The sequence below is a fragment of the Halobacillus mangrovi genome, from assembly GCF_002097535.1.
Taxonomy (GTDB): Bacteria; Bacillota; Bacilli; order Bacillales; family Halobacillaceae; genus Halobacillus; species Halobacillus mangrovi_A.
In genome coordinates this window covers 365,571-392,311 of record NZ_CP020772.1, presented here as the reverse complement: position 1 = coordinate 392,311, position 26,741 = coordinate 365,571, and the positions used below count along the sequence as shown (strand labels likewise).

The window sequence follows — 26,741 nt, the reverse complement described above, 5'->3', positions numbered from 1 at the left end:
GCGATCAACTCATTTCTACGAGTAAACTAAGATGTTGGCTGGTTTTCAAAATTAGCGTTTAAGATTTCTTTAAGAACGTTAGCACTGTGATCGAATTGTTTTTGTTCTTGCTCATTTAAGCTGATTTCTACGATATTACGTATTCCTTTACGATTCACAACCGCCGGCACTCCAATAAAAACGTCCTCTGTGTTGTATTCTCCATTCATATAAGCACTTACAGTCAGGATACTGTTTTCATTGTTAAGAATCGCTTTGGTTATCCGAGTCAATCCCATGGCAATCCCATAATACGTAGCGCCTTTTTTCTCGATGATATGGTAAGCCGCATCACGCACATTTGTGAAAATCTCATCAAGGTCTTCCATGTTGTATTCTTCATGACGCTGGATGAATTCAAGTACAGGAACCCCGCCGATCGTTGCATGACTCCATACAGGTAATTCCGTATCCCCATGCTCGCCGATGATATTGGCGTGAACGTTAGATGGAGTGACATCGAAATATTCTCCTAACAGAAAACGGAATCGGCCAGAGTCCAGAATCGTGCCACTTCCGATCACGCGTTCTTTCGGTAGTCCACTGAATTTCCAAGTGGCATAAGTAAGAATGTCCACTGGGTTTGTGGCGACTAAGAAAATTCCCTGGAATCCGCTCGCCATGACATTGTCTACAATCGTTTTAAAGATCGCCAAATTCTTTTTCACAAGATCCAACCGAGTCTCTCCAGGTTTTTGATTAGCCCCTGCGCAAATACAAACGATGTCGGCATCTTTACAATCTTCATAGTGACCGTACCATGTTTTTGTTGGATTTGGAGCGAAGACTTTACCATGGTTCAAGTCCATGGCATCCCCCATCGCCTTGTCTTCATTTAAGTCGATGATGACGAATTCTTCGGTTACGGATTGATTCAGCATAGCAAAGGCATAGCTGCTTCCTACAGCCCCTGCTCCAATAAGTGCAACGCGGTTAACATGTTCTCTAGTCATATGAATTCCTCCTAAAGGATGATCATTTATTATATTTGTGAATCATTTCACATTTATATTGTGCAATATTTCACATTGTAGTTCAAGAGGTTTTGTGATGTTTTTCACAATGATTCTTACTTCAATAAAAGCAAGCGTTTTCTTGTTCACATTTTGTTCAAAAGCCTTGTTGTAAATGAAAATCATATTTGCTTGAGGGGAAATAAAAAAGGAAATGATTAGGGGTTATTCGAATAGATAGATAAGACCGATTATTTTTCAGCCACTAGTCGAAGAGGATACCTGATCATGAAACACTTTAAAAGCAAGCGTTATTGGATCCTCATGCCGCCTTTTTTTATCACGTTTGTTCTCCTGTATATTTTTCTTCCTTATCCGTATAAGCTCTATTCACCTGGTGTAATCCTTGTTTTTTGGATTGTCTATTATTTGTGGATCGATTTCGTGGTAAAAAAGCACAGAAGGGAGCGACGACAATCCTTGGATCAAGAATAAAAAAAGGAGGAAAAGCGGACACCCGCTCACCCTCCTTTTATAATGGTTCACTCAAAGGAGATCGTGTAAGAATTCCCCTTCTCCACGGACTTCTCCTTTTGAAAAACATCACTCGTGTTAACCGTAACCTTCTCCAGCGTTTCCTGATCGCCTTCTTCTAAAATGAAACCGAGCTGTCCTTTGCGAATTTCACCCGGGGCATAGTCTCCGTGCAATTCTTCCAAATAAAAATCATCTTGGAACCCTTTCTTCTCCCCTGTATTCGTCTCTAAGTAGGAGACAGGAGCGAAGTTCATCTGTTGATCTGAAGTGTTTTTGACCGTCACCCTAAGTTTCAAATAATTAAAACGGCTCTCTTCATGAGTAAATCCGTGAAAGAAATCGATCATGTCTGGTGATGGCTTGTAATGCATAAATTTCGCTTCATGAATAGTGACTGTCATCGGCCCTACATCGACCTGTTGTTCTTCTGGTGCATAGGCAAGCAGCTTGATTTTTCCGTCCTGATCACTATGTGTTGCGCCTAGTTCAGTCAGCTCGCTGTCATCCGGCGCCTGCGGGCTTTCAATAAATGTATCTTCAGAAGTTTCGTCAGTCGTCTCTTTTTTCTCTTTAGGTGCCTCGTTCTTATCTTCGGCAGCTTCTGTCTTCTCCTCGTCGGCTTCAGTATTCGTTTCTGTTTCCTCCGCTGCTTGATTCGCATCGCTCTCGCTTGTACAGGCCGTCATAAGGATCACCAGCAAAACCAGCCATCCGAATTTTTTCATGTCGATCCCTCCGTATGTAAACAAAGAGCCTCTGAGGATTCAGAGGCTCCTTCCCTTGCATTAGTCCTGGTCGTGGCCGTTTCCATGACCTTTGCCATGCCCTTTATCATGCCCTTTTCCTTTGCGGTCCGATTTCAACAGTTCAAACAATTTCTGTCCTGTTGCGCTATTCTCAATGGACCCGCTGAACTCCATTTTTTGTGGACCATACGCATAGATATTCACGTCTACACCGGTATGACCGCTTGTCGTCCAGCCTGTACCTGAGCGGACATCATAGATATGCTCAATCGCATTATCCACTTCGGTTGCATTAATTTCTCCATCTTCAGGCTGTGCCGCGTCTTTCACAGATTGGATTTCCTCAGCAGTCAATTCTAATCCGCTGTAAGAAATGAGTACGTCTTCTACACTTTCACCATCTGCGATTTGCGCCGCCATATAGTCAGGTGTCCGTTCTGCTGCATCAACCACTTCTGGATTGAATATATATTCCGATCCGCGTCCGATCGACATGCCGCCAGTCGAGTGGTCAGCCGTTGTTACGACAATTGTGTTCTCATCTTTTTTCGCAAATTCAATCGCTTCCTTGAAAGCTTCCTCAAAGTCTCTCATTTCACTCATAGCGGCAACGACGTCATTGTCGTGTCCAGCCCAGTCAATCTGACTGCCTTCAACCATAAGGAAAAAGCCGTCCTTATCATCGCGGAGTTTATCTAGGGCCGTTGTGGTCATTTCGCTAAGCGAAGGCGTCTCTTCGCTGCGGTCGATGGCTTTGTCCATTCCTTTTGGTGCAAAAAGTCCTAGCAATTGCTCGTTATCACTAGCTAACATTTCTTCTTTTGTCGTGGCATAGTCATAACCGTCTTGCTTGAATGCTTCGACTAGATTGCGGTCGTCACGTTCAAAATAGCTCGTTCCACCGCCAAGCATCACGTCGACTTTGTGCTCGCCGTTAACCATTTCATCATAGTAGTCATCAGCTATGTCATTGTAATTGTTTCGGGAAACATCGTGAGCACCAAAAGCTGCAGGAGTCGCATGGTTAATCTGTGAGGTAGAGACCAGACCTGTGGATTTTCCTTGTTCTTTTGCTTCTTCAAGAACCGTTTTCGTTTCTTCCTGGTCTAGATCGACGCCGATCGCTCCGTTATACGTCTTGATTCCAGATGCCATAGACGTTGCCGTTGCGGCTGAATCCGGAATATTCTCCTTAACGTCCCCTTCTCCTCCGTCAAAGTAAGGATCCCAGGAATATGTACGCTGCATACCTACGAAATATGGATCGAATGCCGTAGACTCCATTTCCTTCGTGGAAGGATCATCATTCATGTAGCGGAGCATCGTGGTGTAGGCAGGTCCCATGCCATCCCCGACCATAAAGATCACATTTTTCACTTCTGAATGGTTTTTCTTATCAGGCTTTGCATCAGCGGTCGGTACTTGGGTCGTTGCTACTCCCCCAATGACCAATGAACTGATCGCAGCAAAGGTGACAAGCTTACTTTTCGCCAATTTTTTTAACATCGTAAACCTCCTAAATAGTATTAAGGTCATCCTTATCTATTATTCTAGTCCTACCGTAGTGGGGTATACAACATGTCATTCTATTTATTTCCAATAGTTGATAGAGTTGGAATAATGAGAGAAGTCGCAGACACCTCCCTATTTCTCCAAAATTCTCTAATACTTTCGAATTATTTTATGAGCAGTTTTTTTGAAAAAGGAAGAGGGCGCAAAACGCTCTATGAAGCGAGTTTCACCGACATGGTTCGAGTAGCATGGACAATTAAATCTTCATAATAGCGTTTTCAAAACGAATTTTTTATTATAGAATACTTGTATACAAGTACACTGAAACGAAAAAAGAAGGTGAACAAATGAAAGAATCTCAAGAATTTCTATACCCTGCGAAGTGGTTAACGAAGGCCTCCACCGGTGAGAAGATTGCATGTGAACTGAGAATGCGGATGATTTCAGGCGTTATTGAAAGCGGTTCAACGCTTACGGAAAATCAGCTGGCTGCAGAGTTTGGCGTCAGCCGGTCACCTGTTCGTGAAGCTTTAAAAATACTAGCCTCTGAACATATCATCCGTCTGGAACGAATGGGAGCGGTCGTCCTCGGTTTGACCGATAAAGAAATTAACGAAATCTATGATGTGCGGCTGCTTATCGAAACCTTCGTGTTTGAACGGCTGGTCAAGCTTGATACAACCAATCTAGTGAAAGAGCTCAGCAAGATCCTTGAAATGATGAAGATCGCTGTGAAATATAAGGATGCAGAGGACTTCTCTTTCAACGACATCCTCTTTCATGAAACGATCATCCAGTCCATCGATCATTCACGGATTTCCATGATCTGGGATAATTTAAAACCGACGATGGAAAGCCGTATTTTGTTGTCCATGAGAAAGCGCTTCAAGGAAGACTACGAGGATCTTACAAGAATCGTAGATAACCATGAACTCTACATTGAAGCGATCAGCCAAAAAGACCGCGATCTGATGATCAAGTCCTTGCATCAGAACTTTGATGATGTACAGGAAAAGGTTGATGATCTCTGGAAATCCCAGCAGACCTTTTCCAAAGGATTAGAAAAAGAATAATAAATTTATAGTTGGAATCGAAACTAGAACACCCATTACTATCGATAAAATAACGTTCATGAAACAACATGAATAACTTGGAGGGAATTATAATGCCATTAGTCGTAGTAGCCATTGGAATTGTCGCCCTATTAGTCCTGATTATGGGACTTAAATTAAATACCTTTATCTCATTAATCATCGTATCCTTCGGTGTCGCCTTAATGCTCGGCATGCCGATGGGAGAAGTCGTTGAAACGATCGAAGCCGGACTCGGCGGAACACTTGGCCACCTGGCATTGATCTTCGGACTTGGAGCCATGTTAGGAAAACTGATTACGGATTCTGGCGGAGCCCAGCGCATCGCCATGACGCTCGTCAACAAATTCGGTGAAAAGAACATCCAATGGGCCGTTGTTGTCGCGTCGTTTATTATCGGGATTGCGCTCTTCTTTGAAGTCGGACTGGTCTTGTTAATTCCAATTGTTTTTGCAATGTCCAAAGAATTGAAAGTGTCTATTTTATACTTAGGTCTTCCGATGGCCGCAGCCCTGTCTGTCACGCACGGCTTCCTGCCTCCCCACCCGGGACCGACCGTTATCGCCGGGGAGTACGGTGCAGATATCGGAAAAGTACTCGTTTACGGAATCATTATTGCGATTCCAACCGTGATTATTTCTGGACCGATCTTTACGAAGGTCGCGAAAAAAATCGTACCGGAATCCTTTAAAAAATCCGGAAACATCGCTTCTTTAGGCGAACAGAAAACATTCAAATTAGAAGATACACCTGGATTTGGCATCAGTGTCTTCACAGCGATGCTTCCAGTCATCTTAATTGCACTATCTACTATTATTACGTTGATTCAAGAAACGATGGGCATTGAAGAAAATGGATTTACCCATGTCGTGAACTTAATTGGAAACGCATCCACCGCGATGCTGATCTCAATTCTCGTTGCCGTCTATACAATGGGAATCGCACGAAAGATTCCGATGAAAGACATCATGGATTCCTGCTCAACAGCGATTGCTCAAATCGGAATGATGCTGTTAATCATCGGCGGAGGCGGAGCCTTCAAGCAAGTCTTGATCGACGGCGGTGTTGGCGGCTATGTTGCCGAACTGTTTGAAGGTTCTACCATGTCACCGCTGATCCTTGCCTGGCTAATTGCGGCCATCCTGCGTATTTCTCTAGGATCCGCAACCGTAGCCGCACTCACCACTGTCGGATTAGTTGTTCCATTACTCGGCACATCCGATGTGAACCTTGCACTGATGGTGCTATCTACCGGTGCCGGAAGCTTAATCGCTTCTCACGTCAACGATGCCGGTTTCTGGATGTTCAAGGAGTACTTCGGCTTGAATATGAAAGAAACGTTCGCCACTTGGACGCTGCTTGAGACGCTGATTTCCGTTGTTGGTCTAGGATTTATTCTGTTGATGAGCTTGTTTGTGTAAGTGGAAAAAGTTCGTTCATCTCTTCGGAGAATGGACGAGCTTTTTTCTCATTCCTGGGGGTTGGTTGTTGCACCATTTGACCTTGCCCCCTAACGCCAAGCACACTCCTCAACCCGTTCTAATTGATAGGATGCCAGATTAATTGATAAGCTAACCTATACAAATGAAAGTCCATCCCCCTTTTTTAAGGCAGACGGACTTTTTCATTAGATATCATTCGACAAAATTGTGAAGTAGTTGACAAAAAACTAATCGTATATAATAATAGCTATTGAATTAGAATTATTATAGATTACTCACTACAATCTATAATTTATCCCTACAACATACCTACTAGGAGGATTTTTTTATGTCTCTAATCGGAAAAGAAGTACAACCATTCCAAGCGAAAGCTTTTAAACAAGGTGAGTTCGTCGACGTATCTCACGAAGATTTCAAAGGTCAGTGGAGCGTTGTTTGCTTCTACCCTGCAGATTTCTCTTTCGTATGCCCGACAGAACTGGAAGACCTTCAAAATAACTATGAAGCCCTGAAAGAACTAGGTGCTGAAGTATACTCTGTTTCTACCGATACTCACTTCGTACACAAAGGCTGGCACGACAGCTCAGAAAAAATCGGTAAAATCGAATACACAATGATCGGTGATCCATCTCAAACGATCTCCCGCAACTTCGACGTGTTAAACGAAGAAGCAGGTCTTGCGGACCGCGGTACATTCGTAATCGACCCAGATGGCGTGATCCAGACTGTAGAAATCAACGCAGGCGGAATCGGCCGCGATGCAGATACGCTTATCAACAAAATCAAAGCGGCTCAATACGTTCGTCAAAACCCTGGCGAAGTTTGCCCGGCGAAATGGGAAGAAGGAAACGATACCCTTACGCCAAGCCTTGATCTTGTAGGTAAAATCTAAGGAGTGTAGCTAAATGGTTCTTGATGCACAAATTAAGGCCCAATTAAACCAATATTTAGATTTGATGGAGGGCGACGTTGTACTGAAAGTCAGTGCTGGAGACGACGATGTCTCTAAGGAGATGCTCGGTCTTACCGATGAACTTGTCTCCATGTCCCCTCGCATTACCACAGAAAACGCACAACTAAAACGAACACCTAGTTTCAGCGTGAACCGTCCTGGTGAGGACACTGGCATTACATTTGCTGGTGTTCCGCTGGGCCATGAATTCACTTCCCTCGTCCTTGCTCTCTTGCAAGTGAGCGGGCGAGCGCCAAAAGCAGATCAAAGCGTAATCGACCAGATCTCCAACATCAGCGGCGAATTTCATTTCGAAACGTACGTGAGCTTAAGTTGTCATAACTGCCCTGATGTCGTACAGGCGCTGAACTTAATGAGCGTGCTGAACCCGAACATCACGCACACGATGATCGACGGCGCAGCCTTTAAAGATGAAGCTGAAAACAACAACGTCATGGCTGTTCCATCCGTTTATGTTAATGGCAAATTCTTTAAAGGCGGACGCATGACGCTTGAAGAAATCATCGGCGAAATCGCTGATGGACCGGACCCAGATGAGTTCAACAACAAAGACCCTTATGACGTCCTTGTCGTAGGCGGCGGTCCTGCCGGATCCTCTGCAGCGATCTATACCGCACGTAAAGGGATCCGCACCGGTGTGGTCGCGGAACGCTTCGGTGGTCAGGTTCAAGACACGCTATCTATTGAAAACTTCATCAGTGTGAAAAAGACAGAAGGACCGAAAATGGTCGCAAGTCTTGAAGAGCACGTGAAGGACTATAACATCGACGTTATGAATCTTCAGCGCGCCAGCCGTCTTGAGAAAAAAGACATGTTCGAGCTTGAACTCGACAACGGCGGCGTCCTGAAAAGTAAGAGCGTCATCCTTTCAACAGGAGCGCGCTGGCGACAGCTCGGCGTTTCTGGCGAAGCAGAATTCAAGAACAAGGGCGTCGCCTACTGCCCTCACTGTGACGGTCCATTGTTTGAAGGCAAAGACGTTGCGGTCATCGGTGGCGGAAACTCCGGTATCGAAGCAGCGATCGACCTTGCCGGAATCGTCAATCACGTCACCGTTCTTGAATTTGGTGCTGAACTGAAGGCTGATGAAGTGCTGCAAGAGCGCGTAAACAGCCTGCCAAACGTAACGGTTATTACCAACGCACAAACGACTGAGATCACCGGTGATGAAAACGTCAACGGCCTTACCTACATCGACCGTGCTACGAACGAAGAGAAGCACATCGAACTTGAAGGTGTATTCGTCCAAATCGGCCTTGTACCGAACACCGAATGGTTAGGCGACACCGTTGAACGTACGCGTACAGGTGAAATCGTTGTCGATAAACACGGCGCAACCAACGTTCCTGGTCTGTTTGCAGCAGGAGACTGCACAGACAGCCCGTACAACCAGATCATCATTTCGATGGGTGATGGAGCGAATGCTGCGTTAGGTTCATTTGATTATCTAATCCGAAATTAATCCCTATAAAATAAAGAAGAATCCGTCCATTTGGGTAGAAGTGGACGGATTCTTTTTTTATGAAAACCTTTAATAGTAAACAAGCCAATCATGCCGCATCAGAATAAATGGTAGAATATATGAAGAATAAGATTTCAATGAGGATGTGTACAATGGAGATTACCCCTTATCGTTCTGCCGGACGTTTACTATTGAATATGACAAAAGATGAAGTCCAATCACAACTGAAAGAAAAACCAAAGTATGTTATAGATGATGATGGTCCAACTGAACATTATACAAAAGCTGGATTACTTGTTCACTACAGCCCTGATGGCAATCGCAGCAGAGTGTTTGAATTTGTGGATCACAGTAAACCCGAGATTAATGGTATCCGCTTTTTACATATGAAAGCTAAACAAGCACAAAAGGTGTTGAAAAAAATTGATCGTTCAGTCACTGAAGTTGCCGATACGTATATATCGGAAAAGCTGGGGATCAGCTTGTATATGTTAAATGATAGAGTCGAAACGTTGTTAGTTTTTGAAAAAGGTTATTATGATGAGATGTTTCGATTACTAGAAGAATTAGAAAATGAATAGGAACAACGACGGCTTTGATCATCCAGCGTACATAAGGAATTAAAAAGTAGGTGAGAACAATCAAACCTTTAAGATTACCGTTTAAATGAGCGGTTGTTTTATTGGGCATATTCCAATTATTCACGATTTATAAAAGTTGGGATGATCATTTAACGCTGACCCTAATTTCCGCCTTTATTCTCATAGGCTGTATTGTTCTAATTGCGACAGATCGTTCATCACGAAAAGAATGATCAACATGATTTGGTAAAGAAGTAAGGTTCGAATCCTGTAGTAGCCTCCCCCTCCCCTTCCAATAAAAAAACACATACTCTGTAAAGTTACCAATTCTGTCACCACTTATCTAATGAATTCCACCGCCTCATTTACTATACTAGGTATGAATGACTGCATAGAGATGGAGGATGAATGTGACTACAACAAAGAAAGAATTCAACTATGTACCTTGGGTTGTCGGCTTATCGATCGCCATCAACGCGATTGTCGTCGCCCTGTTATTTATACCGAAGTTTGAACCGCAAACGGGCTTTGATGTGACGATCCTGCCGCTGCTGAACGCTGTATTAAACTCGTTTACGTTCGTGTTTCTATTAGCGGCTTTGTATATGATCCTTAAGAAAAATGTGAAGTGGCATAAACGCTTTATCTTTGCTGCCTTCACAACAACGGCTTTATTTCTTGTTTCCTATTTAACGTACCACTCCATGGCTTCCTCGACGTCCTATGGCGGCGAAGGCATCCTGCAGACCATCTATTACTTTATTTTGATCACCCATATTATGCTTGCTGCTGTGATCGTGCCGCTTGCGTTACTAACGCTTGCCCGTGGATTGACGATGAAGGTGGAAAAGCACCGTAAGATTGCCCGCTGGACGATGCCGTTATGGCTATATGTAAGCTTAACAGGGGTGCTCGTGTACTTGATGATTTCCCCTTATTATTAAAGATTAATGATGAGAATAAGTTACCCCCCTGGTTGTAAAAAACAACCAGGGATTCTATCAATCATTTATTTTCTAAGGCGGCGCGAAACTCTTCAAAATTGATATATTGAATACTCGTGATTTTACCCTCTTCATTCGTTTGTGCGTGACCCTTAGCATTCATTGTTTTACTTTCATTCCTTTTATTATGCGTATAAGATACGTTCACAGTGAATTTGTAATAGCTTTCTCTTTCTTCAAGCGTTATATCTTCAACTTTTAACTCATAATCATTTTCTTGCGCGATTCGTAGGAAATGAAATGTCCCGTTCGTTTCTACACTTAGGTACGGTTTGATATGCTTCACTTTATATTCACCGAGCTTCTCGGTGAACTCTTTCAAATCTCCCTCAGAACCAGGACCTTTTAGTAACTGTTCTTGTTCCTCACTAGGTCCATTCAAGAGTTCATTTAAAAAGCTTCGAATGTTTTGTTCGCTATCGTTTTCGTCTGCATGGGTTCCTGTTTCTTCGGAATTTGTGCAGCCCACAGATAGCAGTAGAATTCCTAACACCAATAAAGGCTTCAAGTGTTTCTTGATTTCCATAAACGAACACACACCCCTCCGACCCATTTTTTGATCATTGTTGATCCATACATACGAAAGAGAATTTTATTTTGTTTCAAAATATCCCTTATTTCAACGATGGCTGAGTTTATTATCTAAAACCAGGATGCGAAACCTCAAACCACATCGCGTATATTTCAAGACTTAAATTATCTGAATTTTGAAACCAATTAAAGTTCTTTCCGTAAATAAATAAAGATATAAATCTCAACGGTTGAAACTGCAGGCTAGTTGTTCCACCAATATGCAAATTCAAGGAGGGAATGTTATGGCTGAAGGATTTTTTCTACTATTAATTGTGTTAACAACTGTTGTGATCATCGGTAAAAGGAAAAAGAAAAAGTAATGAATATAACCTTAAGTAACCCTTGATTACCCTGTAATAAACTTTATCATCAAAAATTTCGATCCTTTCTAAATAAGACAATAAAAAAACAGAACGCCTGGCATTCAAATCCAAGCGTTCTGTTTTCTGTTTTTACTGTTATTTACTCATTAGCGGGAGTGCACCGGAAGTGGCGCATGTTCAGAAACAAAGCCTCTGTTTACAAGCTCCTCCCAGAACTCTTTCGGAATGTCTCGCTGGATCATTTCCAGGTCCTCTTTAATGCGATCCGGACGTGTAGATCCAGGAATTACGGATTTCACCGCCGGATGTGCAATTGAGAACTGCAGCGCAGCCGCTTTTAATGGAACATCATATTTCTGGCCAATCTCTTTTAGCTGATTAACCCGACTAATTATATCGGAACCAGCTTTTGCATAATTGTAATGATCGCCGCCAAGTAATACACCAGAGTTATACGGACTGCCCACAACAATGTCGACGTCCTTCTCTTCGGCGGATTTCATCATGCGCTCTAATGCGCGGTCGTGATTAAGAAGAGTGTACTGTGTCGCGGATAAGCAAACATCCGGACGCGTCTCTTCAAGCTCCATCGCAAGCTCGATTGGTTCTGTCGTATTCACGCCAAGTCCCCATCCACGAATCACACCCTCTTCACGAAGTTGAGAAAGCACACGAAAGGCACCTTTTCTCGCTTCATCGAATTTAGCGATCCACTCGTCACCGTGAAAATCAGGTGACACATCGTGAACGAAGACCATGTCTAATCGATCGGTCTTCAGACGTTCAAGACTTTGTTCAATCGACCGTTTTGTCGCGTCTTCGGTGTAATCCGTGATCACCTTGTTGGCACGGGCATCCTCGAACAGCCCTTCTTTTTCCTCCGTCTCCTCGGTAATATAGCGGCCGACTTTCGTGCTTAACACATATTCATCGCGATCATAATGAGAGAGCACTTCACCAAGACGCATCTCAGCTAAGCCTGCACCGTAAAAAGGAGCGGTATCAAAATATCGTACGCCCTGATCCCAGGCGGTTTGAATTGTCGTCTGTGCTTCTTCTTCAGGGACGGCCCTGAACATATTTCCTAAAGGAGCTGTACCTAGTCCTACTCTATGTTTTAAAGCATCTTCAAGAGATTTCATGAGTTGATTCCTCCTTAGTAAATCCTATAGTTTTATATCCATTCATAGGAAAAATCAAACATCTCAAGCCTACTGCCATACCTCATCAGCAATACTCACGACATGGCGGATTTTCTCCCACTGCTCATCTTCTGTAATCTTGTTGCCCTCTTCGGTTGAAGCAAATCCGCACTGAGGACTCAAGCATAGCTGACTCACCGGTACAAAATCGGACGCTTCTAGTATACGGTTCTTCACGTGATCCGAATCTTCAAGCTCGCCGAATTTCGATGTGATCAATCCGAGCACAATGGAAAGGTCCGGTCGGTTCACATGACGAAGGGGTTCAAAACCGCCAGAACGCTCATCATCGAATTCTAAGAAAAGTCCATCGACCTTAAGCCCGTCAAAGATCGTTTGCGATACCGCTTCATAGCTGCCACTCGTCATGAAGGTCGACTGGAAGTTCCCACGGCAAATGTGCATCGTCACCGTCAGATCCTCCGGTCGTTTCGCAATCGATTCATTGACCACGCGTGCACACAGTTCAGCAACTTCATCCGGGTTTTGTCCCTTCTCTTCAACGGACGCTCGTCCTTCCTCAGAAAAGAACGTCGCCCATGAAGTGTCATCGAGTTGCAAGTAGCGGCATCCTTCCTCATAGATTCTTTCAATGAAGCCTTGATAGGCAGATACCAGGTCTTTGACGAGGTCTTCTTGATTGTCATAGACGCCCTCATCAATCTTGGCACGAAACAAAAGCATATTTGGACTTGGAATCGTCAGCTTCGCCACCGCATCGCCTGCGATTTGGTTCAGGAAGCGGAAATGCTCGATCATATAGTGATCGGTGAACCCGACTTTTCCCGTCACTTTAATGCCGCGTGCTTTTGTTTCTACTCCATCAAACTGCAATCCTTGCTCCGCATCATAGCCTTCAACGCCATCCAGGCCTTCGAGAAAATCAAAATGCCACCAGCTCCTGCGGAAGTCGCCATCGGTTACGGCTTTTAATCCAGCATTCTTCTGCTTTTCTACTAATTTAAAAATCTCTTCATCTTCGATTTTCTTCAATTCCTGTGCGGTAATTTCACCTTTCGCTCTTTGCGCCCGGGCCTCTTTCAGGCGCTCCGGTCGCAGGAAACTCCCCACGTGATCTCCTTTGAATGGTGCGCGCTTCACTTCTGTTGAACTAGACATTTGAACATTCCCTCTTTCTTTTTATGTATTTAAAAATAAAAAAGCCCCGCTTCTCGATAAGAAGAGGGGCTGAAAATCATAACGAACCATTTCTCTTCTTATCTATAAGCTTTACGCTTCTGGAATTAGCACAGTACTTCAAGCCTGCTGCTAAGGTTTCGTCGGGCCAGTCCCTCCACCTTTCTCGATAAGAGATGTTGTATTTAACTGTTATGGATTACTATACAGGAAGAACCCAAAAAGTGGCAAGAGTAAGACCTTAATCCAACTGTTTGATGATCTTAGCTGGTTTTCCTCCGACCACTACGTTATCTGGTACGTCTTTTACGACAACAGCTCCGGATGCGATGACCGTATTGTCGCCAATAGTCACCCCCGGATTGATCACTGCTCTTCCCCCGATCCAAACGTTATCACCAATCGTTACCGGTTTTGTAAATTCAATTTCTGAGATTCTTTCTTCTGCATTGATGGGGTGAGTATTCGTATAGATATGTACGCCGGGAGCGATCATGCAATTCTTCCCGATCGTCACTTTCCCTCCATCTAGGATGGTACAGTCGAAGTTCGCATAGAAGTTCTCTCCGACATGAATGTTATAGCCATAGTCGCACCGGAACGTTGATTCCGCATAGATTTGTTCTCCAGTCGATCCTAGTAATTCCTTTAATAAAGATTCTCTCTTTTCTTCTTCTACTTCGCTCGTGTCATTAAAAGAGCGAACCAAAGTCCTTGCTCTCGCCCGGTCTTTTGCTAATTCTTTATCACCTGGAAAATACAATTCTCCGTCTATCATTTTTTCTTTTTCTGTTTTCACTACGGTTCCTGCCTTTCTTTTAACGATTCTTAGACTTATTCATAAAAAAATAACCTTCAATCTAATGATAGATTAAAGGTTTTGTTAAAGTTATTCTAGCGTGATATTTACTAATTTTTCATGGTCTTCTCTTATAGATATATAACACCATTGAGTTTCCTACTTCTTTTAACTATAGACGGTGTCTTTTTCTTCCTTTTGATCTAGACCTAGCGTCTCTGCAGTCGACAATTTAATTTCATCAATCATCTGCGGATTCTGCATCAGTGACAAGCCATAAGAAGGAATCATATCAATCAACTTAGACTCCCACTCTTTGATATGCTGCGGGAAGCAATTTTCCAAGACTTCAAGCATCACGTTAACGGCAGTAGAAGCCCCTGGTGAAGCCCCAAGCAAGGCAGCGATTGATCCATCCTCTGCACTCACAACTTCCGTACCAAACTGAAGCGTTCCTTTTCCGCCTTCTTCTGTATCTTTAATCACTTGCACGCGCTGACCTGCAACGACTAAATCCCAATCTTCGCTTTTCGCGTCCGGTATAAATTCGCGGATCGCTTCCATACGTTGTTCCTTCGATTGCAATACTTGCTGAATCAAGTACTTCGTGAGTGGCATTTGTTTTGCGCCTGCGCCTACCATCGTTAAGAGGTTATCCGGTTTGACGGAGTTCACCAAATCCATCAACGAACCTTCTTTTAAGAACTTAGGCGAGAAGCCGGCGAACGGCCCGAATAGCAATGATTTCTTGCCATCAATATATCTTGTATCAAGGTGCGGTACAGACATTGGCGGAGCGCCAACAGGAGCTTTTCCGTACACTTTCGCCTCATGCTGTTCAATGACTTCCGGGTTATTGCAGACCATAAACTGTCCGCTTACAGGGAAGCCGCCAATTCCTTTTCCTTCTGGAATGCCGGATTTTTGCAGTAAATGTAAAGCTCCGCCACCGCTACCAATAAACACAAAGTCTGCCGTTTCGCATGCGAGTTTTTCGCCAACGGTGTCGCGAACGGTCACTTCCCATTTTCCGTCCTCGGTGCGCTTAATATCTTCAACACTATGATTATAGTTCACTTCAACACTACTATTTTCCAGATTGTCAAACAGCTTACGGGTTAACGCTCCAAAGTTCACGTCTGTTCCCGTATCCATTTTAGTTGCCGCAATCGGATCCTTCGTTTTGCGGTCTTTCATAATCAACGGAAGCCATTCCGCCAGTTTTTCAGGGTCATCCGAAAATTCCATCTCTTTGAACAATGGATTGTTCGACATGGTTTCAAAGCGTTTCTTCAGAAAGTTTACATTGTCTTTCCCGTGTACGAGGCTCATATGAGGCAGGGGTCTGATAAACTCTTTCGGATTGCTCAGCTTGTTGTTATTGACTAGATAAGACCAGAACTGCTTTGACACCTGAAACTGTTCATTAATTTTAATCGCTTTACTTAAATCAATCGATCCGTCAGGCTTTTCTTTCGTGTAGTTCAGCTCGCACAACGCGGCATGTCCTGTTCCTGCATTGTTCCACTCGTTAGAGCTTTCTTCTCCCGATTTTCCTAGCTTTTCATATACTTTAATATTCCAGTCCGGTACTAATTCTTTCAGAAGCGACCCTAAAGTCGCACTCATGATTCCAGCGCCAATTAAGATCACGTCTGTCTTCATTTCTCTGCTGTTCATTTTTACCATCCTTATTAATTGGAGTTTGCCGGAAAGGTGCAATCGTCATTTGGACACACCTCTCCTACTATTTATATACCCACTATTCCTATGATAACGCTTTATAGATTAAAAAGTCACGCTTCTCTAATAATTATACACTATTTTAGGCTGGAAAAAAAAGAGAGTCATAGTCTGATAGCCTTAATCACCTGTCAGCACGCCTGTTTCAGTGAAACTCAGGAATTTTATTTCATCCTTCATCATTGAAAAAAGAAAAACAGACTCATCTTGAAAAAGCTTTCTAAACAACAAAGACCTTCCCTTTAAAAAAAGGAAAGGCCAGTGATTATCCCTCCATCCAATATGGAGGCTTATTGAAAGCTTTATAAATCGTTTCTTCATAATCACGATTGATGGTAAGGTCGGGGTGGTAAGCTGGTGCTTTCACGAATGATTCTTTTTCTACAGAAATATGGAGACTCTGATCTGCCCAGTCCACATCCGTAATCCAGTCCGTAGATACCAGTACCTTCTTATCTTCTTCAACCTCGGAGCGGATGACCACATAACGGACTTTCCACGTCTCATCATCGATAAGAAAGCTATCGACTTCGCCAGCTTCTCCATTATAAGTAGAAACGCGATACCCTATAACCTCAGTTGTTTTTCTAACATGAGATTCTTCTGCTTCTTCTTCTGTCATTTCCTGGATCTCCTGCTGCACCAGCTCAGATGGATAAAAACCTGGACCCCATATCCCTGGTTCTCCCCAATAATTCCCCCAGCCAAAGAACTGGTTCATTCTTGCTTCCTCGGCGCGGGATACAGGCTGCTCTGTATCAATATCCGGACTATTCTTCACTTGCTCTTTAGTAAGCCCGACAGAGATATGATCGGCCTGGTGGTTGATATTTTCAATGGAAATGGGCGATAGCAGCACTTTTCTCCCTGGCAGCCACTTCCGTGTATCTGCTACAAGATAACGGACCGCCCATTTTTCGTCATCGAATAAAAACGCATCAACCTGGCCCAGTTCATCATCTGTGGCATGAATGCTATAACCTTCTATATATTTTTCATTATGAAGCATTCGATCCCTCCTCCCTTTCAAGACTGATTCCCAAAATTTAATAAACCTACACCCCTCTTCAAATTCGAAGAAGTAACATTTCTTGTCGGTCTTCCCTTTTTTATAGTAATGGTTAAAACACACACCTCTATTACGTTGAAAAAATGTATGCGTTACTCTTGGACGCTTTATATAAAGTTTTATTGGGTAATAATGGTTATGGTATTCTATTAATTAGAGATCATTTTCTTTGAAGGATATAAAATATTCTTGCTGTATCCCCCTGGAATCGGTAGTGGAGACTGCTAAATTCATAGTATGAAAGGGTGTTGATATGCATAAAGAGACCCTAATAAATAAAATCGAGAATATAAGAACGGCTTCCAACAACGGTGTACGTGCGCCCCACAAACCATTACTCCTCCTCTATGCACTGGGGTGCTATCACCAGGGGCGTACATCAATTCCTTTCAAAGAAGCACATCCAAAATTAAAATACCTTCTCAAAGAATACGGACGTCCAGTCAAGCAGATCCAGACATCTAATCCGTTTGTCCGTTTGAAAAATGATGGCATCTGGGAGATTGCCCCCTATGTGAACCACACTTCCAACTTTTCGGATCAAAAGCTTTTAAGAAACCAAACTCACGGATCGTTTACTCCTGAAGTCCTGAATTTACTGGATATGCACCAGGATCTACATATAACGATAGCTATGATCATTTTAGACCTTCATTTTCCTGAAACTTATCACGAGGAGTTACTTGAAGAGATTGGACTTGCGATAAACTATGGGATCAGGATGTTTCGCAAACGGAATTCCACCTTCCGGAAAAGGGTTTTACAGGCTTATGAAGACCAATGTGCCGTTTGTGGATTTCATGCCTCGATTCATAACAAATCCATAGGCTTAGAAGCAGCGCACATTAAATGGCATCAAGCTTATGGACCGGATACAGAATCCAATGGTCTTGCGCTTTGTTCCCTCCACCACCGTTTATTTGATAAAGGGATCTTCACCATTGATCAGGATGTTATATGGATCTCCCCTGTTGCCAAAGGCGGAGGGATGTTTAAACAAATGGTGACTGATTTTCATCGATGTAAAATACACAAACCTCAATCCTCGCTATACCTTCCTAATCCAGACTTTACCGCCTGGCACGTACAGGAAGTATTCAAACAATATGAAGCAAAATAAAGCCCTGATCCAAAAAAAGGACCAGAGCTTTATTTATGTGATACCTACAAAAGCAACAAGGTCAGTCCAGGTGCCACAATCGATACGATCACAGAACTCAAGACCATCGCAACTGTACTGATCGATCCTTCCAGCGCGTCCCGTTCCATTGAAGCGGCTGTACCGATCGCGTGGGAAGCACTGCCCATCCCTACGCCACGGCCGACGCTGTGCGTCAGGCCACTGTAGCGCATGACAAGCGGGTGAATCAACATCCCGCCGATCCCTGCAATCATGACAAACACCGCAGTGAGCGGCATCACCCCTCCGGTCGATTCAGAGATCGACATCGCCACAGGCGTTGTGACCGATTTTGGCACAATGGAATGGATGATTAGATTGCTGAACCCCGCCCATTTACTAAGCAATAGGCCGGAACCGATTCCAACCACCGCTCCGACCGTTGTTCCCGTAACAATCGGGACGAACATCTCCTTCAAAACCTTTCTATACTGATAAAGCGGATAGGCAAGCGCCACAACGGCCGGACCTAAGAGACGATCGATCCACTTGCCCCCTATCATGTAGGTTTCATAGGGAACTTGAAAAAGCAGCAGGAATACGATCACTACCAAAGTCGAGATAATGACTGGGGTCGTGTAGATCCTGCGATGTTGCCGGTAAAGGTGGAGAGAAGCGATGTACGAAACAATGGTGAGTACCATCATAACCAAAGCCAACAGGATCTGAATCATGCTTCTTCCCTCCTTCTGACCATCCACTGGGTGACCAGTCCAGCCAACGCCATCACAAGCACCGTGCTCAACAGACCGATTCCAATGAGCAGCATGCCTTTGCCTTTAAACACATACGCATAGCTGATGATCCCGACCGTCGCGGGAATGAAAAAGAAAGGCAAGTGGCGGATCATGAACGTGATTCCTCTTTGCAAGAGCCATTCTGGAACCACCTTAAATGAGAGTAAGATAAACAATAAGATCATTCCGATGACACTGCCGGGAATGAAGAGGTCGAACAGATTCTGTATCCCTTTGCCGATTAAATAGATTCCATACAATAGGGCAATTTGTGTAGGTATGATGATTCCGTTATGCAACATAAATCCTTCTTTCTATTGAAAATGCCAGATGAGGCCTATCATTTTTATTTTCCTCACTATGATAACTCTATTTCCAATAGATTTACAGGGGTAAAAATCGCGGTTAATCCTTTGGGAGAGAACGGATGTAGAGCTATCATTAATAGAAAACGATTACATAATTCTAATGAAGATGCATCCACTTGGAAATTATCAACGTCACCCCGATCTTCCCCCGTCGGAAATACCCTTCTTGATAAAAAAAGCTGCCCCCGTAAAGAGAGCAACCTTTTTTACTTCATTTCTTTGTTTCTAAAAAATCGCGCATATAACGGTTCACCACTTCCGGCTTTTCGTGATGCGGGGCATGGCTTACCCCTTCCATTCGGTGAACAGTAAGGTCACGCACATAGTCTTCCACCCCATCCAAGTTGCTGTTTTCAAAAGCGGGATCCGCATCGCCCCAAATGATTAACGTCGGGGACTCAAACATTTCATAAGGCAATTCCAGCGGCTTTTTAACATGCTCCTCAAACGGATAGAAAGAAGCCGCACGGTAATAATTCAGCATCGACTTCATCGCCTCCGGCTGCATCCACGAATCTATGTACTTCTGTTCATCTTCTTTGGACAAATACCCTTTTCTCCGTCCAGGTATTGTCATCATTTTTCTTAACCGCTCGGCGTTGTTTTCCAGCAGTTTGTCATGAGAGTCAGAGCGCTGGAAGTAGCCCATATAACTGCTTGCTTCCCGCTGCCCGGGATTCTCCTCTAGTTCCCGTCTAAATGTGTACGGATGAGGAGCATCGAACATGATCAGTTTCTTAATGTATTCAGGTTCCGTATAAACAAACTTCCACGCAATCGCACCGCCCCAGTCATGAGCGACTAATATGCATTCCTTCTCTCCAAAAGCTTCAATCAGCTGCTTCACGTCCTCAACCAGGATGGACATATCGTAAGAGGAAACCCCTTCTGGCTTATCTGACAGATTGTACCCTCTCATATCCACCGCAACAACTCGATAATCCTTCGAGAATTCCTCCAATTGATGATGCCAGTTGTACCAGAAGTAAGGGAAACCATGGAGAAACAGCATAAGTTCGCCTTCTCCTTCTGTGACATAATGAAGATTGACGTCATTGACTTTCACATAGCCTTCTTTCATGATCTCTACCACCCTTTCTACACATATTTCTATCATCGAGACACTTTACTCTTCTTATGTTGTATTCGCAATTTTGAGGTCTCACATTTTGGAAAATTAGGAAATACAACCTAATAAAAAAAGCCCTCCTAAACTTTGTCTGGGAAGGCCAATCTATGTTCTATGTTCAAATTCAACTATCCACAAATGGCTTTCGTTGCAGCTGCACAGCCAAGACTGCCAATCATATCTCAGATACCTGCAATGGCTACACCGCCAACACCTGAGGTAACTCCGAGCGCTCCTGCGAGAGCGTAACATCCAACACTACCTCCCGCTCCGCATAAAGCAGTGATCGCGTATTCACAAAAACCTAAGCTTTGCATTTCGTTTCCATTGGATTGTTTTCCAAGTATTTCTTAAATCTTTCCATTCGCGTCTGTTTGGATTTGTTCTTGTTTTGTAATTCGATTGCTGCAAAGTGATAACGAACCCTACTCTCCGAAGTATAATAGTTATCTACCCATAAAAAAGTCTCCCTATTCCAAAAGAATAGGAAGACGAGCTTTATTACTAGGATTGTATTTTCAATCCTACTTTAAAAGTGCCTGCCCCCACTCTGTTAAAGTATTAACGCCATAGTGGGCAGGCACTTTTTTCTGTGAAACTAACTCCTCTCCCTTTTACAAAAAAAAGCAGAAACCCCTCATCTGGTTTCCACTTTTTCCTTTTAAGGCATCCGTTCTCTCTATCAAATCACCAATCGAAATGGTATATATGCTGAATTTCCTTCCGCTTCAAACGCTCATTTTAAGGTTTAAAACTGTCTCCAGCCACCTAATTGTGATATGTCCTCGGCCGAATGTTCTGCATACCCTTCACAAATAAATCCTGACACCTCGTTCCCATCTTGAAGTTCCACTTTTCCTATCCCTAAAGGAGCAGGGATAGAAGTGATAAATTGACCTAAGGATTTGAGAGGCATTTTCCATACTTCCACTTCAATACTCGTTCCACTCTCTGACTGCTTAATCATTCCCGGTTTGGAAGGATGACCAGGCAGTTTTATAAGCTGGTAGCTGGGAGCCGTTTTCTCTTCTTTTACAAACTGAGCGCCGCATTCAATCATTTGTTCTTCTAAAGGGTAGCCTCTCATATGAAGACCACATACCACGAAGTCGATACTGTCCTCACTCATAAGTGGCTTTTTATGTGTCGAGGAAGAGTTCATAAATAAATCTGCCGCTTCAACCATTAATGCTTCCTGGTCGGACAAACTAAACAGCGTAACTCCAAACGGAAGGCCGCCAGCCGCTTCGCCTGAAGGAATTGCCACTGCAGCCAAATCGAGCAGATTGCAATGATTCGTATAACGGCCCATATCACTGTTCGTTGATACAGGATCACGTCTGACTTCTTCCCTTGTCCACGTTCCTCCGCAAGTAGGCATGACCAGAACACAGTCTTGAAGCAACTCTTCTGCTTCCCGTTTTAATGATTGCAATTGATGGATCGCACCAAACAAGGAAGCTGCATCATACTGGTCAGGAGCACCCGAACGCAAGACTTTTTCTGTCACCGGATGGACAGCATTTGGGGTTGATTCTATAAACTTCCCTAAAGCGGCCCATCTTTCTGAAATCCAAGGCCCTCCATAGAGAATTTCTGCAGCTTGTTGAAATAATTTTGTATCCACATACTCTATAGGAATATGAAGTGTTTTTATTTTTTCCACAGTCTCTTCCCATGTTTTCTTATATTCGCGTTCATAATTTCCATAAAAATCAAGGGGCTCACTAGGAAGACAAATCTTCTTTAAATTCGATTCTTTTGATACGGGCATCTCTTTCGACCATGGATCAGAAGCGTCTTTTGTTCTTACCTGCTTATCAACAACAAGCGCGTCATTCAACGTATGAGCAAATATAGAAACTGTATCGATGCTTTCACAAGCTGGGACCACCCCTTTTTTCGACCAGGCTCCTAAACTAGGTTTATATCCTACTAGATTATTCAAGGCCGCCGGAACGCGCCCGGAACCGGCCGTATCCGTTCCTAAAGAGAAGGCAGCCTGGCCCCGGGCGACTGCTACAGCCGAGCCTGAACTCGAGCCGCCGCTGATCATTTCCTCACGAATGGCGTTGTACGTTTCTCCATATGGACTTCTTGTTCCTACAAGCCCTGTTGCGAATTGGTCAAGGTTGGCTTTTCCAACCGGAATAGCCCCGGCACGAATCAATCGGTCTACGACGGTTGCATGTTCTTTCGGTATATAAGCATAGTCCTTGCATCCGGCTGTCGTGGGCACATCTTTTAAATCAATATTGTCTTTGATGGCAAAGGGTATCCCCCATAGAGGAGCCTCAGCTGGGTCGATGAAGGATAAACGTTCTAGATAATATTCAATCCGCTCCATACTAGGCGGAGTGATCCATATGTTCATGGATTCCTCCTTCTTAGAACGATCTATAATTTCATTGATCACTTCACGAGGTGTGACTTGCCCTTTTTGGTAATTTTCCTGTAGCCAATGAATGGTCAACCCCTTAGGAATCGTACTCAATGGACGGACACCACACTTTCTTTTTCTTCCTTAATACTTGCGATCACCTGTCCCGCTTGCACTTGATCCCCAGGATTCACCTTCACAGAAGCGATATAACCGTCGCAGGGGGCCTCTTGTGGGAACTCCATTTTCATACTTTCTTCTATTATAAGAACATCGCCTTTTTGTACGTAATCCCCTGGAGAAACGAGTACTTTCCATACACTACCGGGCATCTGGCAGCGGGAAGCTTTTTCTCCATCCGGAATCTCATCCTCGATGATGGATCCGCCAGTATCTTCTTCTCCCACATGCTCCGCAATACCGAGTTCCTTCCATCTTTCTCTTTCGGCTTGGAAAGAAGCTTGCTGGTGGTCCTTAAATTCCTTCGCACTTTCTTTAATCGATTCCTGAAACTCTAAGTACTCCCCAAGGTTAAAAGTCGTTTCTGTAATATCCGCTTCAAAACGACCGCGCAAGAAGTCTTCGCGTAATTCCATTAATTCGTCCGGTTCCACTGGGTAATATTGAATCTGATCAAAGAAACGCAAGAGCCATGGCTTTCCAGGTTCAAAGCTTTCCGTAGAACGCAGTGGGTTCCACATTTGAATTGTCCGTCCAACAAATTGGTATCCGCCAGGACCTTCCATACCATAGACGCACATATAGGATCCTCCTATCCCAACAGCGTTCTCTGGCGTCCAAGTTCTTGCTGGATTATATTTCGTTGTGACCAGTCGATGCCTGGGGTCTGTAGGAGTGGCAAGTGGTGCTCCTAAATACACATCACCAAGACCGAGAACAAGGTAATTTGCATCGAAGACGATCCTTTTCACTTCTTCTATACTCTCAAGGCCATTAATACGTCTGATAAACTCTAAATTATCAGGACACCACGGCGCATCCGGGCGAACATTCTGCTGATAACGTTCGGTTGCTAACTGGGTTGATGGATCATTCCAGGATAGCGGAAGCTTTACTATTCTTGAAGGAACCTCAATGGACTCAAGCGGAGGCAATTGTCCATCAATCTCAAGCACTTTTTGACTTGCTTCCTTTACAGACATTTTTAATGGATCAATGTGAATCTGGAGCGAGCGAACACCAGGAGTCATCTCTATGACTGGAAGACTATTTTGTGATTCTATTTCTTCCATTAATACTTGCACCTGAAAACGCAGCTTTAAGTCAAGCTCCATTTCCCCATACTCAACAAGGAGGTATTCATCTCCACTGCAGCGAATCGTGATAGGGAATCTTCGATTCGTTTCTTCATATTGAAATATCGGATAATTGGAGGTGAGATTAGGATTCGGTGCTGGAAGAGTATCCTCTGAAAGGTCCTGACTATCTCCCTCTCCAATGCTCGCAAGTTTATCTTCCTGATCCTGCCGAAGATTATTTGCTTCTTCCATACTTAATAGTTGAAAATGTATGGTATCCCCCGGGTAAAGCTGACCAACTTTCCAAAACTCAGCAGAAGCTGTCGTTACAGGACAGACAAAACCACCTAGACTTGGTCCATCCGGCCCAAGCAGAATCGGCATATCTCCAGTCAAATCAAGCGTCCCTACAGCATAGGCATTGTCGTGGATATTGGAAGGGTGAAGTCCCGCCTCCCCTCCGTCTTCTCGCGTCCAATGAGGAGCGGGTCCTTTTAAACGTACCCCTGTACGAGAACTGTTAAAGTGGACTTCCCACTCCGTTTCCGTTAATTGAGTCAAATAGTCTTTCTGTAAATATTCCTCCGTACAGTGCGGACCAGGTATGACACCGATGGTCCAATGATTTTTTATCTGCGGTCGCTTTTCTATAGGAAGTTGATTTATCACTTCAGGCTGCTTTCCTCCATGAACCCTTAGCACGTCTCCCGGGCGAAGTTCTCTGCCACCGTGACCGCCGAACCCTCCAAGCGTAAACGTAGATGAACTGTCTAGAATCTTAGGCATATCAAACCCGCCTTTGATCAACAGGTAGGCACGCATACCTTCTTTTGACTCCTTGAAGGATAGTGTCTGTCCTTTTTTCGCTAACACGGGCTTGTAAAGAGGCACTGGACCCTCGTTTAATTCAGCTGCCATATCCGCTCCTGTTAAACAAAACCACATGTCGCTGCGAAAACGATACGTTCCTCCCCTGAGGGTCAGCTCCAACCCCGGGGCATTCTCCTCATTTTCCAGCAGTTGATTGCCAATGCGGAAAGAATAAGCATCCATCGGACCACATGGCGGAACCCCTACATCCCAGTGACCCGTTCGTCCCGGATAATCTTGAACTGTGGTTTGCACTCCACCGTCGATTACTTCTAAGGCATTCTCGTCTGGTTGAAAGTCAGTTAACAACTGGGTGAATACGTCACCTTTTTTAAAACGTGATTCTCCTAGAAGGGATTGAACGTATTGAATATTCGATGTGACTCCATACATTTTTGTTTGAGAAAGAGCAGCCTGCAGTTTATGAATCGCTTCTTCACGATCTTTCCCGTGGACGATTACTTTAGCAAGCATAGGATCGTATAGCGTCGTAACGGTTACCCCGTCTGTCACCCACGTTTCATTCCTTGCTTCACTAGAAAAATCAACCTTATCTAGAAACCCTGCGCTTGGACGAAAATCATGGAGACAATCTTCTGCGTAAATACGCGCTTGAATACTGTGCCCCTGAGGTTGAGATACTTTAGTCTCTAATTTGCTTAGGTCACCAGACGCTTTTTTAACCATCCATTCGACTAAGTCTATTCCGAGGACCTCTTCTGTCACTCCATGCTCGACTTGAAGTCTTGTGTTTACTTCCAAAAAGTAAAATTCACGAGAATCAGGATCATATAAAAACTCAACCGTACCTGCGCTGCTATACCCTGACTCTAAAGCTAAACGTTTAGCTGCTTCCGCCATGCTCTTTCGTGTTTGTTCCGTTAACCCAGGAGCTGGACTTTCCTCGACCACCTTTTGATTTCTGCGCTGAATGGAACAATCTCTTTCTCCTAATGCCACTACTTCTCCATTTGAGCGACCAAAAATTTGAACTTCCACGTGACGAGCTTTCGCGATGAACTTTTCCAAGAATAGTCCACCATCTTTGAAATTCGTTTCGGCCAGGTGGCGAACACCTTCAAAGGCAGCACTTAGGGCTTCTTCATCCGCACAGACACGCATCCCGATTCCACCGCCCCCAGCTGTACTTTTCAGGATAACCGGATACCCAATGGATTCGGCTGCTTCTTTCGCTTCTTCAAGATCTTCAATCAAATCAGTACCCGGCAGTAATGGCACTTTTGCCCTTTTCGCCATCTCTCTAGCCGAATGTTTCAAGCCGAAGATCTCCATTTGGTCGGCCGTCGGACCGATAAAGACAATCCCTTTCTCCTCACAAGCACGGGCAAATTCTGCGTTTTCACTTAAAAAACCATAGCCGGGGTGGATGGCTTCTGCCCCTGTATCAATAGCTGTTTGAAGGATAAGATCAGCATTTAAGTAACTCTCTCCCGCAGGGCCTTCTCCGATCTGTACGGCTTCATCCGCATAATCAACATGAAGGCTGTCCTGGTCAGCTTTTGTATATACAGCAACGGAGGATATTCCCAGTTTCTTTAAAGTCCGCTCAATACGTACAGCAATTGGACCGCGATTGGCAATAAGTACTTTTGTAAAAATAGTAATGACCCC

At 44.0% G+C, this 26,741-nt stretch carries 21 protein-coding genes and 1 riboswitch; of the genes, 7 read left to right on the top strand and 14 right to left on the bottom strand.

Going from position 1 to position 26,741, the window contains the following annotated elements; translation table 11 throughout:
* Positions 1-26: 26 nt before the first annotated feature.
* The 3 genes from HM131_RS02095 to HM131_RS02080 all read right to left on the bottom strand — a co-directional run bounded on the left by HM131_RS02095 (position 27) and on the right by HM131_RS02080 (position 3,781).
* Positions 27-992: an L-lactate dehydrogenase gene (locus HM131_RS02095; protein ID WP_085027472.1), complete on the bottom strand. Its 966-nt coding sequence runs from the start codon at positions 990-992 to the stop codon at positions 27-29.
* 542 nt (positions 993-1,534) lie between these two features.
* The gene (locus HM131_RS02085) at positions 1,535-2,254 is read right to left on the bottom strand and encodes a DUF4352 domain-containing protein (RefSeq protein ID WP_085027468.1); all 720 of its coding nucleotides are present in this window, start codon (positions 2,252-2,254) and stop codon (positions 1,535-1,537) included.
* 60 nt (positions 2,255-2,314) lie between these two features.
* On the bottom strand, positions 2,315-3,781 hold the full coding sequence (locus tag HM131_RS02080; RefSeq protein ID WP_085027466.1) for an alkaline phosphatase: 1,467 nt from the start codon (positions 3,779-3,781) through the stop codon (positions 2,315-2,317).
* Between the two features lie 353 nt (positions 3,782-4,134).
* On the opposite strand from HM131_RS02080, the gene HM131_RS02075 reads away from it, so the two are divergent.
* The 6 genes from HM131_RS02075 (at position 4,135) to HM131_RS02050 (ending at position 10,280) form a co-directional block, all read left to right on the top strand.
* On the top strand, positions 4,135-4,860 hold the full coding sequence (locus HM131_RS02075; RefSeq protein WP_085027464.1) for a GntR family transcriptional regulator: 726 nt from the start codon (positions 4,135-4,137) through the stop codon (positions 4,858-4,860).
* A gap of 92 nt (positions 4,861-4,952) precedes the next feature.
* Complete coding sequence (locus HM131_RS02070) at positions 4,953-6,299, top strand: GntP family permease (RefSeq protein WP_085027462.1); 1,347 nt, start codon at positions 4,953-4,955, stop codon at positions 6,297-6,299.
* Positions 6,300-6,648: 349 nt separating this feature from the next.
* On the top strand, positions 6,649-7,212 hold the full coding sequence (gene ahpC / locus HM131_RS02065) for an alkyl hydroperoxide reductase subunit C (RefSeq protein ID WP_085027460.1): 564 nt from the start codon (positions 6,649-6,651) through the stop codon (positions 7,210-7,212).
* 13 nt (positions 7,213-7,225) lie between these two features.
* Entirely contained in the window at positions 7,226-8,755 is a 1,530-nt protein-coding gene (gene ahpF / locus HM131_RS02060; protein WP_085027458.1) for an alkyl hydroperoxide reductase subunit F, read from the top strand.
* A 152-nt stretch (positions 8,756-8,907) separates the two neighbouring features.
* Positions 8,908-9,336 (top strand): hypothetical protein, encoded by a 429-nt coding sequence (locus HM131_RS02055; RefSeq protein ID WP_085027456.1) that lies wholly within the window; start codon positions 8,908-8,910, stop codon positions 9,334-9,336.
* A gap of 410 nt (positions 9,337-9,746) precedes the next feature.
* A complete protein-coding gene (locus HM131_RS02050) occupies positions 9,747-10,280 on the top strand; it encodes a DUF420 domain-containing protein (protein WP_408607094.1) in 534 nt (177 codons plus the stop codon).
* Between the two features lie 61 nt (positions 10,281-10,341).
* Here the strand turns inward: HM131_RS02050 and HM131_RS02045 are convergent, their stop codons facing one another.
* The 6 genes from HM131_RS02045 to HM131_RS02020 all read right to left on the bottom strand — a co-directional run bounded on the left by HM131_RS02045 (position 10,342) and on the right by HM131_RS02020 (position 17,126).
* Complete coding sequence (locus HM131_RS02045; RefSeq protein ID WP_085027452.1) at positions 10,342-10,866, bottom strand: immunoglobulin domain-containing protein; 525 nt, start codon at positions 10,864-10,866, stop codon at positions 10,342-10,344.
* 516 nt (positions 10,867-11,382) lie between these two features.
* Complete coding sequence (locus HM131_RS02040) at positions 11,383-12,378, bottom strand: aldo/keto reductase (RefSeq protein WP_085027450.1); 996 nt, start codon at positions 12,376-12,378, stop codon at positions 11,383-11,385.
* 69 nt (positions 12,379-12,447) lie between these two features.
* Entirely contained in the window at positions 12,448-13,557 is a 1,110-nt protein-coding gene (locus HM131_RS02035; RefSeq protein ID WP_085027448.1) for a 5-methyltetrahydropteroyltriglutamate--homocysteine S-methyltransferase, read from the bottom strand.
* Between the two features lie 95 nt (positions 13,558-13,652).
* Positions 13,653-13,751: riboswitch (SAM riboswitch) on the bottom strand.
* A gap of 65 nt (positions 13,752-13,816) precedes the next feature.
* Positions 13,817-14,353: a sugar O-acetyltransferase gene (locus HM131_RS02030; RefSeq protein ID WP_269749128.1), complete on the bottom strand. Its 537-nt coding sequence runs from the start codon at positions 14,351-14,353 to the stop codon at positions 13,817-13,819.
* A gap of 189 nt (positions 14,354-14,542) precedes the next feature.
* On the bottom strand, positions 14,543-16,054 hold the full coding sequence (locus HM131_RS02025) for a malate:quinone oxidoreductase (RefSeq protein ID WP_085027444.1): 1,512 nt from the start codon (positions 16,052-16,054) through the stop codon (positions 14,543-14,545).
* A 328-nt stretch (positions 16,055-16,382) separates the two neighbouring features.
* Positions 16,383-17,126, bottom strand: a complete 744-nt coding sequence (locus HM131_RS02020) for a hypothetical protein (RefSeq protein WP_085027442.1) — start codon at positions 17,124-17,126, stop codon at positions 16,383-16,385.
* A gap of 313 nt (positions 17,127-17,439) precedes the next feature.
* Here HM131_RS02020 and HM131_RS02015 point away from each other — a divergent pair, with 313 nt between their 5' ends.
* Positions 17,440-18,306: a phosphorothioated DNA-binding restriction endonuclease gene (locus tag HM131_RS02015; protein ID WP_085027440.1), complete on the top strand. Its 867-nt coding sequence runs from the start codon at positions 17,440-17,442 to the stop codon at positions 18,304-18,306.
* A gap of 44 nt (positions 18,307-18,350) precedes the next feature.
* Here the strand turns inward: HM131_RS02015 and HM131_RS02010 are convergent, their stop codons facing one another.
* From HM131_RS02010 to uca, 5 genes are all read right to left on the bottom strand, one after another.
* Positions 18,351-19,010 carry an LrgB family protein gene (locus tag HM131_RS02010; RefSeq protein ID WP_232324916.1) on the bottom strand — a complete coding sequence of 220 codons (660 nt, stop codon included), beginning with the start codon at positions 19,008-19,010 and terminating at the stop codon, positions 18,351-18,353.
* Positions 19,011-19,036: 26 nt separating this feature from the next.
* Positions 19,037-19,405 (bottom strand): CidA/LrgA family protein, encoded by a 369-nt coding sequence (locus HM131_RS02005; RefSeq protein ID WP_085027436.1) that lies wholly within the window; start codon positions 19,403-19,405, stop codon positions 19,037-19,039.
* A gap of 277 nt (positions 19,406-19,682) precedes the next feature.
* Positions 19,683-20,552 (bottom strand): alpha/beta fold hydrolase, encoded by an 870-nt coding sequence (locus HM131_RS02000; protein ID WP_085027435.1) that lies wholly within the window; start codon positions 20,550-20,552, stop codon positions 19,683-19,685.
* A gap of 796 nt (positions 20,553-21,348) precedes the next feature.
* Positions 21,349-23,094 carry an allophanate hydrolase gene (gene atzF / locus HM131_RS01995; protein ID WP_085027433.1) on the bottom strand — a complete coding sequence of 582 codons (1,746 nt, stop codon included), beginning with the start codon at positions 23,092-23,094 and terminating at the stop codon, positions 21,349-21,351.
* The gene (uca, locus tag HM131_RS01990) at positions 23,091-26,729 is read right to left on the bottom strand and encodes an urea carboxylase (protein WP_085027430.1); all 3,639 of its coding nucleotides are present in this window, start codon (positions 26,727-26,729) and stop codon (positions 23,091-23,093) included. The genes atzF and uca overlap by 4 nt, the downstream gene beginning before the upstream one ends.
* Positions 26,730-26,741: the final 12 nt, after the last annotated feature.

What these genes read in the sequence shown, in the direction of transcription:
- HM131_RS02095 (WP_085027472.1), bottom strand. Translation starts at nt 992, where the DNA reads ATGACTAGAGAACATGTTAACCGCGTTGCACTTATTGGAGCAGGGGCT.
- HM131_RS02085 (WP_085027468.1), bottom strand. Translation starts at nt 2,254, where the DNA reads ATGAAAAAATTCGGATGGCTGGTTTTGCTGGTGATCCTTATGACGGCC.
- HM131_RS02080 (WP_085027466.1), bottom strand. Translation starts at nt 3,781, where the DNA reads ATGTTAAAAAAATTGGCGAAAAGTAAGCTTGTCACCTTTGCTGCGATC.
- HM131_RS02075 (WP_085027464.1), top strand. Translation starts at nt 4,135, where the DNA reads ATGAAAGAATCTCAAGAATTTCTATACCCTGCGAAGTGGTTAACGAAG.
- HM131_RS02070 (WP_085027462.1), top strand. Translation starts at nt 4,953, where the DNA reads ATGCCATTAGTCGTAGTAGCCATTGGAATTGTCGCCCTATTAGTCCTG.
- ahpC (WP_085027460.1), top strand. Translation starts at nt 6,649, where the DNA reads ATGTCTCTAATCGGAAAAGAAGTACAACCATTCCAAGCGAAAGCTTTT.
- ahpF (WP_085027458.1), top strand. Translation starts at nt 7,226, where the DNA reads ATGGTTCTTGATGCACAAATTAAGGCCCAATTAAACCAATATTTAGAT.
- HM131_RS02055 (WP_085027456.1), top strand. Translation starts at nt 8,908, where the DNA reads ATGGAGATTACCCCTTATCGTTCTGCCGGACGTTTACTATTGAATATG.
- HM131_RS02045 (WP_085027452.1), bottom strand. Translation starts at nt 10,866, where the DNA reads ATGGAAATCAAGAAACACTTGAAGCCTTTATTGGTGTTAGGAATTCTA.
- HM131_RS02040 (WP_085027450.1), bottom strand. Translation starts at nt 12,378, where the DNA reads ATGAAATCTCTTGAAGATGCTTTAAAACATAGAGTAGGACTAGGTACA.
- HM131_RS02035 (WP_085027448.1), bottom strand. Translation starts at nt 13,557, where the DNA reads ATGTCTAGTTCAACAGAAGTGAAGCGCGCACCATTCAAAGGAGATCAC.
- HM131_RS02030 (WP_269749128.1), bottom strand. Translation starts at nt 14,353, where the DNA reads ATGATAGACGGAGAATTGTATTTTCCAGGTGATAAAGAATTAGCAAAA.
- HM131_RS02025 (WP_085027444.1), bottom strand. Translation starts at nt 16,054, where the DNA reads ATGAACAGCAGAGAAATGAAGACAGACGTGATCTTAATTGGCGCTGGA.
- HM131_RS02020 (WP_085027442.1), bottom strand. Translation starts at nt 17,126, where the DNA reads ATGCTTCATAATGAAAAATATATAGAAGGTTATAGCATTCATGCCACA.
- HM131_RS02015 (WP_085027440.1), top strand. Translation starts at nt 17,440, where the DNA reads ATGCATAAAGAGACCCTAATAAATAAAATCGAGAATATAAGAACGGCT.
- HM131_RS02010 (WP_232324916.1), bottom strand. Translation starts at nt 19,010, where the DNA reads ATGGTACTCACCATTGTTTCGTACATCGCTTCTCTCCACCTTTACCGG.
- HM131_RS02005 (WP_085027436.1), bottom strand. Translation starts at nt 19,405, where the DNA reads ATGTTGCATAACGGAATCATCATACCTACACAAATTGCCCTATTGTAT.
- HM131_RS02000 (WP_085027435.1), bottom strand. Translation starts at nt 20,552, where the DNA reads ATGAAAGAAGGCTATGTGAAAGTCAATGACGTCAATCTTCATTATGTC.